Consider the following 10,112-nt stretch of genomic DNA (forward strand, 5'->3'; position numbering starts at 1 on the left):
CCTTATGGCAAACGGGGCGCGTAGCACCCCGAAATCAGACATCTGTTAGCGGAGCAACTCTCAGACCGAAACCGGTTTATCCTGGGTTTTCGGACTGCGGATCACAAACAGCACCAGGAACGCCCCCAGCGCGGCGACACAGCCGGCCAGGATAAAGGCGCTGTCAAACTTACCGGTGTGCTGGACGATAAAACCGGTGACAATCGGGCCGATAATGCCGGAGAGGCTACCCACCAGGTGGATAAAGCCGCTGATGCTGCCGATGCGGCTCTTGTGCACCACATCCTGAATAATCGCCCAGTAGATTGCGCCGGTGATATAGAGAAAGAAGATCGAGACCGACATCATCATGACGGCGGGAACCACCTCTTTTATCGTACCCGCCAGCCCGACACAAATTGCCGCCGCCAGCAGTGAGACCACCAGCACAATTTTGCGCGACAACAACAGCTTGCCGGTGATGTTGAAAATTTTATCGGAGATCCAGCCACCCAGCGCCAGCCCGACAAAACCGACAATCCACGGGATCATGGTGGTGATGCTCATGGATTTGATGTCCAGGCCGTGCGCCTGCACCAGGTAGGCCGGGAACCAGCTCAGGAAGAAGAACAGGATGTAGTTGTAGCAGAAGAAGGCAAACGCGGTCACCAGGATGATCGGCTGGCGCAGGTAGTAGCCAAACGGATGCGGCGTCTCGGATAAATCGACCTCCTCATTCGGGTTCGTCGCTTTCAGACGCTCAATCAGCAGCCGTTCCTCTTCGCTTACCCGTTTGCTTTTCGCCGGGTTATCGGCGGCGAAAAACAGCCAGAACGTCATCCACACCAGGCCGATGCAGCAGACGATAACGAACGCCGGACGCCAGCCATAGGCCAGGGCCAGATAGCCGATGATCGGTCCGGCCACCGCGCCGCCGAGCGGGGAACCGGCACTGAGCAGGCCCATCGCGGTCGCCGCCTGTTTTTTCGGGAACCAGCCATTGATGGCTTTATTGGCCGAGGAGCAGATAGGGCCTTCCGCCATCCCGAACAGAATACGCAGGATCAGCAGTGACCAGAAACCGGTGGCTAGCGCGGTCATGCCGCAGAAAATCGACCAGGCACCGACCGCCACCGCCAGCACAATTTTCGGTCCAAATCTGTCGGTGGCGAGGCCGCCGACAAAATTGAACAGGGCGTAGCCGAAGAAGAAACTGCCGAAGATCATGCCGAACTGCTCAGCATTAATCATCAGATCTTTTTCCACCAGCGGCACGGTTAACGACAACGCCACACGATCGAGGTAATTGATCATGTAAACCAGGAACAGCAGTAAAACGAGGGTCCAGCGCAGATTCTTGAACATAAAAACTCCGTGATCTGTTTTCTCTTTTTAATGATGCCGGCGGGTACACACCGGCTCAGGACACCTGGTGTTCAGAAAGGGGGATTAGCCCATTTGCAGGATCACTTTGCAGCAGGTGCGCGGATCGGTTTCGAACAGGGTCATGGCACGCTCCACTTCCTCAAGCGGGAAGTAGTGCGTGACCAGCTTCTCTGGCTGGATAAGCCCTTTGTCCATCCACTCAATCACCTGCGGAAAGCGGTTGCTGTTAAGACGGGAAGTAAACAGCGACAGCTCTTTGCTGGTGAGACTCTGCTGGGTGACGGTGCTCGGCTCGCCGGAGAAACCCAGCAGACCGATACGGGCCGCCGGTGAGGCGAGCGCCGCGGCTTCGGCCAGAATGGTCGGATGGCAGGCCGCGTCGATAATCAGCGTCGGCTGCAACCCTTCCAGCTGGGCGGCCAGCGGAATGTCGCTGTTATCAAACAGCTGATCGGCACCGTTCTGTCGGGCCAGCGTCAGACGCTCCGGCAGGCGATCCACCACCAGCACCTTTTTCACTTTATAGACGTTTTTCAGCGCCTGGATCGCAGTGAGCCCCATCGGACCGGCACCATAAATCAGCGCCACATCCTCTGGCTGCGGCTTGAGAAACGCCGTAATGTTGGCAGCGATGGTAAAGGGCTCTATCAGACTGGCCAGCTTGTCGGGAATAGAATCCGGCAGATGCCAGGCATTTTTTGCCGGGGCCAGCGCGTAGTCGCTGAAGCCACCATCACGATGCACCCCGATAACCTGGAGTGAGGTACAGACGTTGGGGCGGCCCACCGAGCAGGGATAGCAGTGGCCGCAGCTCACCACCGGATCGACCGCGACACGCTCACCGAGTCGCGCCGCGTCGACACCGTCGCCCACCGCGTCGATCACGCCGAAAAACTCATGACCAATCACCCGCGGATATTTGGCGAACGGATTATGCCCGTGCCAGATATGCACATCAGAGCCGCAGATACTGGCATAAGCCACTTTAACCCGCACTTCGCCTGCGGCCGGCTGGGGCAGAGGGCGTTCAGCCACCACCAGTTTGCCTGGCTGTTCAATCACAACGCTTTTCATCAGAGTCTCCTTACCAGTTCCAGAGGGTGCCATCTTCCAGACGGGCAACCGGCAGATAGGCGGGTTCATAGGGATATTTCGCCGCCAGTTTCTCGTTGAACTCAATGCCGAGGCCCGGCTTGTCGCCCGGATGCATGTAGCCCTGGTCGAAGGTCCAGTTAGCTTCAAACAGCTCCATCATCTGTTCAGAGAAGCCCATGTACTCCTGCACACCGAAGTTCGGCACCCAGAGGTCAAAGTGCAGCGCCGCCGCCATGCAGATCGGCGAGAGATCGGACGGGCCGTGGGAGCCGGTGCGCACCTGATAGAGCGAAGCGAAGTCGGCGATACGGCGCATACCGGTAATGCCGCCCGCGTGGGTGATGGTGGTGCGGATATAATCGATCAGCTGCTCTTCTATCAGCTGCTTACAGTCCCAGATGCTGTTGAACACTTCGCCTACCGCAATTGGCGTGACGGTGTGCTGGCGGATCAGGCGGAAGCACTCCTGATTCTCGGCCGGGGTCGGATCTTCCATCCAGAACAGGCGGTAATCTTCGATGCTCTTGCCAAAGCGCGCCGCTTCAATCGGCGTCAGGCGATGATGCATGTCATGCAGCAGATGCTCATCAAAACCAAAGCGGTCACGAATGGCGGCGAACAGTTTTGGGGTGAAATCGAGGTATTTCTCCGTTGACCAGAGCTGCTCTTCCGGCCAGTTGCCTTTGGTCGCCGGTTCATAGGCCAGGCCTTTGCCTTTCGCCATGCCGTAGGTGGTTTTCATGCCCGGCACGCCGCACTGGGCGCGAATCGCCTTAAAGCCCAGCTCTTTGTGCTTCGCGTAGTCATCCATCACCTCATCGATGGAGTGACCGGTAGTGTGGCAATAGACCATCACGCCGCTGCGTGATGCGCCGCCCAGCAGCTGATAAACCGGCATGTTGGCCGCTTTGCCTTTGATGTCCCACAGCGCCATATCAACGGCGGAGATAGCGGACATGGTGACCGGACCGCGACGCCAGTAGGCACCTTTATAGAAGTACTGCCAGATGTCTTCAATCTGATGGGCATCGCGGCCAATCAGCTGCGGACAGACGTGATCTTTCAGGTAGGAGGCGACCGGCAGCTCGCGGCCATTCAGCGTGGCGTCGCCGATGCCGGTCAGACCCTGATCGGTGGTGATTTTAACGGTAACAAAGTTCCTGCCTGCGCAGGTGACAAAGACTTCAGCCTTAACAATTTTCATCCTGTTTGCCCTGGATCAGCTTACGATGATGAAAAAGTACGCTCTTTAATACTACCATACAAGTCAGGCTGGCAGAGTTGTGAACGCAATCACAGAGTCTCTCAGGGGCAAAAAAACGGGGCTTTCGCCCCGGATGTGGTGTCAGGCGAGCAGGGCGCACTGCGGCGGCAGGCGGCAGCTCAGCGCGCCCGCCATCACCTCAATTTCAAATTCCCGGCCGGAGAGCGGCTCGCCATCGAGGTTAAAGGTCATCTCATGGGGTGAACGGATCGACAGCGACGCCAGCTGGGCAGTGACAATGCCGGGATTGTCATCATCCCCGGTCAGCGAGTGCAGCAACGTTGGCAGCAGCTCCTGGGCGGTGACAATGCTGACATCCAGCCGGCCATCGTTGATCAGGGCGGAGGGGCACAGCCGCTGGCCGCCACCGGCCTGACGGCCATTGCCGATACCAATCACCAGCGCGTCGCCCTGCCAGCTGAAATCGGGACCGCTGATTTCACAGGTATCGGGCTTCAGGGTATCCATGCGCATCAGACCGTGAATAAAGTAGGAGACGCCGCCTAGCGCGGACTTGAGCTTTTCCGGGGTTTCAGTGGTGATGCGGGTGCCAAAACCGCCGGTCGCCATATTAATGAAGTAGTGACTCTGGTTGACCCTGGCCAGATCGATGGTGCTGGCTTTGCCCTGAATCGCCAGGCGCAGCGCCGGTTCCATCTCTTCCGGGATGCCGACGCTGGTGGCAAAGTCGTTGGCGGTGCCGAGCGGCAGGATGCCGAGCACCGGGCGATGATCATCCTGTGAGGCGGCCAGCGCGGTGGCGATCTCATTGATGGTGCCGTCGCCGCCGCCCGCCACCACGGTCTCCGCCTGAAGCGCAATAGCCTCTTTGACGTAGCGGTCGCCGTCACCTTTTTCAAAAGTGACACGCACCGCAATATCGAATCCCTCTTCGCGCAGGGTAGTGATAGCGTCACGCAGATCATCATTTCCCGCGCCTTTCCCGTTGAGGATCAGCAGCGTAAGCGGTTTTTTGTCCATTCTATATTCCTTGAAGATCGACAGGGTAAGAGGGGGATTTATAGCATAGCTGTCAGCAGAAAATTATTGGCGAAAGGGAGAAAAAAGAAAACCCGCACGGGGGAGCCGGGCGGGTAAATGAGGTGGTTCCTGATAAAACAGCCGTTTGTTGTTACTCGTTAGCAGCAGGCGGGACTATAAAGCAGTGTCCGGCAGGGGTCTGTGATCCTGTTCTGATTTCATCAAAATGTTTCTGTTGGTAAAGGATTATGCGGAGCGCGGGTATCTTCACCCTGATCAAAGTTGCGCAGCAGCAGGGCAAAACGCAGATCCACCTCTTCTGGCACCGGCAGCCAGACGCGGTGGCCGTCACCCGGCGCAACGTCCGTGGGCTCGCCACGCGCATTGTGCAGCCGCTCCAGCTGGCACAGCAGATTCCCGTTGGGCGTCATGATCTCCAGGCTGTCGTGCAGCAGAAACTTATTCTTCACCGCCACTTCGGCCCACTCGCCGCGGCGTTCGCCGGTAAATTCACCGACAAACTGCTGGCGATCGGAGACGGAAAAGCCCTGCTGATAGTTCTGGTAGCTGTCATGGGTGTGGCGACGCAGGAAGCCTTCGGTATAGCCGCGATGCGCCAGCCCTTCCAGCGTCACCAGCAGTGACGGGTCAAAGGGCTTACCGGCCGCGGCGTCGTCAATCGCCCGGCGGTAGACCTGAGCGGTGCGGGCGCAGTAGTAGTAGGACTTGGTGCGCCCCTCAATCTTCAGGGAGTGCACCCCCATTTCGCTGAGCCGCTCCACGTGGGCCACCGCGCGCAGATCCCGCGAGTTCATGATATAGGTGCCGTGCTCATCCTCGAACGCGCTCATCACCTCGCCGGGTTTCATCTTCTCTTCCAGCAAGAACACCTTGTCGGTGGGCTGGCCGACGCCCAGCGTTGGCGTCACCTCCTGCACCGCGATCGGCTGGTGGATGCCGACGATGTTGCCGACCTCATCCTGCTGCCCCTCGGCCACCTTATACTCCCAGCGGCAGGCGTTGGTGCAGGTGCCCTGATTAGGATCGCGTTTGTTCATGTAACCCGACAGCAAACAGCGGCCGGAGTAGGCCATACAGAGCGCGCCGTGAACAAAGACTTCCAGCTCCATCTCCGGCACCTGCTGACGGATCTCGGCGATCTCCTCCAGCGACAGCTCGCGTGACAGGATCACCCGGCTCAGCCCCATCTGCTGCCAGAACTTTACCGTGGCCCAGTTGACCGCGTTGGCCTGCACCGACAGATGGATCGGCATTGCCGGAAAAGCCTCACGCACCAGCATAATCAGGCCGGGATCGGACATGATCAGCGCGTCGGGCTGCATCGCCACCACCGGCGTCAGGTCGCGGATAAAGGTTTTCAGCTTGGCGTTATGCGGCGCGATGTTCACCACCACATAGAACTTTTTGCCGAGCGCGTGCGCTTCGTTGATGCCGAGCGTCAGATTCTCATGGGTGAATTCGTTGTTGCGCACCCGCAGGCTGTAGCGCGGCTGGCCGGCATAGACTGCGTCGGCACCATAGGCAAAGGCGTAACGCATGTTTTTCAGCGTACCGGCGGGGGAAAGCAGTTCGGGTTTCATGATTGTCTCACTGATGTCAGGTCAGTATGCCGCCACAGGCAGCAGGTGCAGGGCCGTTAAGAGCCTATCCCATTCGGCTATTTTATTTGTCAGTCTGAACCTGGGCAGTGCTCACAATCCTCACGTACTACGTGTACGCTCCGGTTGTTCCGCGCTGTCCGTGTCCAGACTGCCTGCAACAATTACGCCTACTGGGATAGGCTCTAAGCCCTGCAAAAGGTGCGGAATTGTAGGCAGTGAGAAAAGGGAAGTAAATTGATCGGGATCAAACTAGATCAAATGACAGGCGTCGGCTTCCCAGCGATAGCCCATGCCGTAGACCGCGCGGATAAAGGGCTGCTCGCTGTCGAGGTTCTCCAGCTTGCGCCGCAGATTCTTGATATGACTGTCGATGGTGCGATCGGTGACTACCCGATAGTCATCATAGAGGTGGTTAAGCAGCTGTTCGCGCGAAAAAACTTTGCCCGGTTCCAGCGACAGGGTTTTCAGCAGCCGGAACTCCGCCGGGGTGAGATCCAGTGGCTGTTCGCGCCAGCTGGCAAAGAAGCGACTCTCATCAACCCGCAGTAACGAGCTGGCCTGCGGCTCTTCCGCGGCGCGTTTTACCCGACGCAGAATCGTTTTGACCCGCGCTACTACTTCGCGCGGGCTGAAGGGTTTACAGATGTAGTCATCCGCGCCCAGCTCCAGCCCCAGCAGCCGATCGATCTCCTCGGTGCGGGCGGTGACCATAATAATCGGCAGCTCAGAGTGGCGGCGGATTTCGCGGCACAGCGTTAAGCCATCGGTGCCGGGCAGCATCAGATCCAGCAGCATCAGGTCCGGCGGCGTCTGGCGCACATACTCCAGCACCGCGTTGCCGTCGGCGATGTGGTGGGTGCGGTAATTGGAGGCGTGCAGATAATCGATCATCAGCTGCGCCAGTTTGGGTTCATCTTCGACCACCAGAATCAGCGGATCGGGGGTTTCCATGCTCATATGCGTTTACACCAGGGGAACATAGCGCAAGTGTAGCGCGATTTTCAGTCCACCTAAATCAGAGTGCGTCGCAGAGATAGTGCCGCCGTGGGCGTCAGCGATGTTTTTACAGATGGCCAGACCGAGGCCCGAGCCGCCGCTGGCGCGATTGCGCGAGCCTTCCGTGCGGAAGAAGCGTTCAAAAATCTGCGCCTGATGTTCCCGGTCTACGCCGGGGGCGCTGTCATCAAACGCAATGCACCAGTTGGGGGCCTGATACGTCAGCGTCACCTCAACCCGGCCACCGCTGTCGGTGTAGCGCAGGCTGTTCTCCAGCAGGTTAGTGAACAGCTGTATCAGGCGATCGGGATCGCCAAAGAAGGGCGCTTCATCCGGCAGGCGCAGCTTCAGGGCCAGACCGTGGCTGCGGTAGCGCTCCGCGAAGCTGCCCGCCGTCACTTCCAGCAGCTGCACCAGATCGGTCGCCTGTTTGCGGTAGGCGAGAGCGCCCTCATCGGAGAGTGACAGCTGGTGCAGATCGTCTACCAGCTTGGTCAGCACCACCACTTCACTTTGCAGCGAGGCGATCGCTTCTGGCGTCAGTTTGCGCACCCCATCCTGCATCGCTTCCAGCTCGCCGCGCAGGATCGCCAGCGGCGTACGCAGTTCGTGGGAAATATCGGCCATAAAGGCGCGGCGCATACTCTCGTTTTTCTCCAGCGAGCTGGCCAGCAGGTTAAAGTCACCGGCCAGCTGGCCCAGCTCATCGCGGCTGCTGACCTCGACCCGGGTGGCGAAATTACCCGCCGCCAGATGATGGGTGCCGTCGACCAGTCGTTTAACCGGGGCCAGCAGGCCGCGCGCCATCAGCCAGGTCGCCAGCGCCGCCAGCAGGGTTGAGAGTCCGACGATAATCCAGCTGGTGCGCCGCTGCTGCTGATCAAAGTTAATGTCGGTGCTGCGCGTCAGCCGTTCCGGTGGCGAGCCGATCACCCAGCCGACAATTTTACCGTTGCTGGTGGTGATATTGCGCCGCGTTCCCTCTGGCGGCACCGGCGATCGCGGTCCGACCATCACTTTATATTGCTGATCGAGGATCCAGAACTGGGTGCGCCAGCCGTGCGGTGGCAGCTGACTGTTGCTGTCGGGATTCTGCTCCAGCGAGCGCAGCATGGTAAACACCAGCCGGTCATTGTGGCGCAGGAAATCCCAGTTGCCATGCTGCTCATACTGATCGGCCAGCGCGTCGCTGAGCAGGTTGAGCCGCTGCTGATTACCGCGCTTGATGTAGTCGACAAAGCCGTGTTCGAAACTGAGACGCACGCCCCAGTGCATGGTGATCAGCACCAGCATGCAGGTGGCGAAAATCGCCATAAACAGTTTGGCGCCGATTCCCAGCCGCAGGTTAAATTTCATGGTTTTCTCCGGCGTCGCAGATCAACGTTAGGACCCACCTGCGGCGGCACGCGCCAGAACACCAGCGCGGGCAGGATGATAATCAGCGACATGCAAAGGTAGGTATAAATAAACATCTGATTTTCGGTGGCGCTGCCCGCCACACTCTCCTGAGCAAACGCCCCCAGCAGCAGCCCGGCGACGGTGACGCCGATACTCATCGACAGCTGCATAATCATCGACAGCAGGCTATTGCCGCTGGATGCCAGCGCATCGGGCAGCTCTTTCAGCGTCAGGGTATTCATTGAAGAGAAGCGAATCGCGTTGACCATCCCCTGTAAAAACAGCACCAGCGGCAGCAGCCAGATCCAGCCCATGATCGCCACCAGCGGAAACAGCAGCACCACCAGCGCCAGCGCCACGGTCGAGCTGACCAGCACGTTGCGGTAGCCATAGAGATTGACGATGCGCACCACGATGCGTTTCATCCCCATATTGCCCAGTACCATCGGGATCATCATCAGACCGGCGTGAAACGGGCTGTAGCCCATGCCGACCTGTAAAAAAATCGGCGTCATAAACGGCAGCATGCCGCTGCCGATGCGGCCGGTAAAACTGCCGAGCAGGCCAATCGAGTAAACGCGGTTATCAAACAGCTTCAGGCTGAACAGCGCATTCTCGTTGCCGCGCGCGTGCATCAGGTAGAACAGCAAAGAGAACATGCCAATCAGGATCATGGCACCCAGCAGCAGCGGAGAGCCGCCGCTGCTGCGCTGACCATCCAGCGCCAGCGTCAGGGTCGCCATCCCGGCGGCCAGCAGGATAAAGCCGCTGAAATCGAAGCGCCGGGTCTGCATGCTGTAGTTGGGCATCAGCATCAGGGTGGCGATGGCCCCGGCGATGCCAACCGGAATATTGATCAGAAAGATCCAGTGCCAGCTGGCGTACTCCACCAGCACTCCGCCGAGCGCCGGACCCAGCAGCGGACCGATCTGGCCGGGCAGGGTGACAAAGGTCATCGCCGACATATATTGCTCGCGCGGTACAATTTTCATCACCGTCAGTCGCCCCACCGGCACCATCATCGCGCCGCCGATCCCCTGCACCACCCGCGACAGCACCAGCTGCTCCAGCGTGCCGGAGAGGGCGCACAGCAGCGAGCCGAGGCTGAACAGCACAATCGCGCAGAAGAAGATGTTGCGCACGCCAAAGCGATCCGCCAGCCAGCCGCTGACCGGCAGCATCACCGCCACGGTCAGCACGTAATAGACGATCACCGAGTGCATATGCAGCGGGCTGACGCCCAGGTCATGCGCCATCGCCGGGATCGCCGTATTGACGATGGTGGTATCCAGCGTCTGCATAAAGAAGCCGATGGCAACAATCCACAATTGCCAGCGGACCGTGGTGCTTTGCGTACTCATCGTTCTCTCCCGCGACAGAGGTTATGCCTG

The 10,112-nt window shown here is 59.0% G+C and carries 8 protein-coding genes; all 8 read right to left on the minus strand.

Going from position 1 to position 10,112, the window contains the following annotated elements; translation table 11 throughout:
• Positions 1-60: 60 nt before the first annotated feature.
• On the minus strand, positions 61-1,344 hold the full coding sequence (locus ACCW71_RS04550; RefSeq protein ID WP_436369897.1) for an MFS transporter: 1,284 nt from the start codon (positions 1,342-1,344) through the stop codon (positions 61-63).
• An 84-nt stretch (positions 1,345-1,428) separates the two neighbouring features.
• Positions 1,429-2,439 carry a Zn-dependent oxidoreductase gene (locus tag ACCW71_RS04555; RefSeq protein WP_436369898.1) on the minus strand — a complete coding sequence of 337 codons (1,011 nt, stop codon included), beginning with the start codon at positions 2,437-2,439 and terminating at the stop codon, positions 1,429-1,431.
• 10 nt (positions 2,440-2,449) lie between these two features.
• Positions 2,450-3,664: a D-mannonate dehydratase ManD gene (gene manD, locus ACCW71_RS04560; protein WP_436369899.1), complete on the minus strand. Its 1,215-nt coding sequence runs from the start codon at positions 3,662-3,664 to the stop codon at positions 2,450-2,452.
• 141 nt (positions 3,665-3,805) lie between these two features.
• Complete coding sequence (gene yegS, locus ACCW71_RS04565; RefSeq protein WP_436369900.1) at positions 3,806-4,705, minus strand: lipid kinase YegS; 900 nt, start codon at positions 4,703-4,705, stop codon at positions 3,806-3,808.
• Between the two features lie 221 nt (positions 4,706-4,926).
• Positions 4,927-6,309, minus strand: a complete 1,383-nt coding sequence (trhP, locus tag ACCW71_RS04570; protein WP_436370165.1) for a prephenate-dependent tRNA uridine(34) hydroxylase TrhP — start codon at positions 6,307-6,309, stop codon at positions 4,927-4,929.
• A gap of 267 nt (positions 6,310-6,576) precedes the next feature.
• A complete protein-coding gene (gene baeR, locus ACCW71_RS04575; protein ID WP_436369901.1) occupies positions 6,577-7,284 on the minus strand; it encodes a two-component system response regulator BaeR in 708 nt (235 codons plus the stop codon).
• Positions 7,285-7,290: 6 nt separating this feature from the next.
• Positions 7,291-8,679 carry a two-component system sensor histidine kinase BaeS gene (baeS, locus tag ACCW71_RS04580; protein ID WP_436369902.1) on the minus strand — a complete coding sequence of 463 codons (1,389 nt, stop codon included), beginning with the start codon at positions 8,677-8,679 and terminating at the stop codon, positions 7,291-7,293.
• Complete coding sequence (locus ACCW71_RS04585; RefSeq protein WP_436369903.1) at positions 8,676-10,082, minus strand: MFS transporter; 1,407 nt, start codon at positions 10,080-10,082, stop codon at positions 8,676-8,678. Before ACCW71_RS04585 ends, baeS begins: the two co-directional genes overlap by 4 nt.
• Positions 10,083-10,112 lie beyond the last annotated feature (30 nt).

It is taken from the genome of Pantoea sp. C2G6, assembly GCF_051336815.1.
GTDB lineage: Bacteria > Pseudomonadota > Gammaproteobacteria > Enterobacterales > Enterobacteriaceae > Pantoea.

Coding starts and splice junctions, on each gene's coding strand:
- ACCW71_RS04550 (WP_436369897.1), bottom strand. CDS start 1,344: ATGTTCAAGAATCTGCGCTGGACCCTCGTTTTACTGCTGTTCCTGGTT.
- ACCW71_RS04555 (WP_436369898.1), bottom strand. CDS start 2,439: ATGAAAAGCGTTGTGATTGAACAGCCAGGCAAACTGGTGGTGGCTGAA.
- manD (WP_436369899.1), bottom strand. CDS start 3,664: ATGAAAATTGTTAAGGCTGAAGTCTTTGTCACCTGCGCAGGCAGGAAC.
- baeR (WP_436369901.1), bottom strand. CDS start 7,284: ATGAGCATGGAAACCCCCGATCCGCTGATTCTGGTGGTCGAAGATGAA.
- yegS (WP_436369900.1), bottom strand. CDS start 4,705: ATGGACAAAAAACCGCTTACGCTGCTGATCCTCAACGGGAAAGGCGCG.
- baeS (WP_436369902.1), bottom strand. CDS start 8,679: ATGAAATTTAACCTGCGGCTGGGAATCGGCGCCAAACTGTTTATGGCG.
- ACCW71_RS04585 (WP_436369903.1), bottom strand. CDS start 10,082: ATGAGTACGCAAAGCACCACGGTCCGCTGGCAATTGTGGATTGTTGCC.